This is a genomic window from Tamlana crocina, assembly GCF_012037625.1.
Map to the genome: position 1 here is coordinate 1 of NZ_JAAVJS010000478.1, position 364 is coordinate 364.

Annotated in this window: 1 protein-coding gene; it reads left to right on the forward strand. The window is 46.7% G+C overall.

The features are described from left to right. Positions 1-44 precede the first annotated feature (44 nt). Positions 45-364 (forward strand): hypothetical protein (locus HC176_RS17680; protein WP_167920317.1); only part of this gene is annotated, 320 nt, incomplete at its 3' end.

Here is a 364-nt window from a genome sequence, read left to right on the forward strand (position 1 = left end):
AGGTGGAGCATAAGGTTCTGGAGAACAATAGCTCAGAACCTGAAGTGCTGCAGCCTTTAGCTTCGGAAGAGAAGGTGAAAGAGAAAAAATCTTCCGCAGAAAGAGGTGTCAAAAAAGACATTTTTGAGACCCCTTCCAGGAACGCTGCTGAAGAACAAGGTCAGCTAGCATTCAGAACTCCTTCCGAAGAGCCAGAAGCTGACGAGCCAAAGGAAAATTCGCTTCTGGCAGAAAGCAGTTCTCCAGTATCGGAATCATTTCGAACTGCTGAGGTAAGCGATACCGAAGTGGAAGCCCTATTACTACTAGCTTCAGCCGAGCTACAGGCCGATTCTGTTTACACTGTGAATTCCAGGGATCTTTT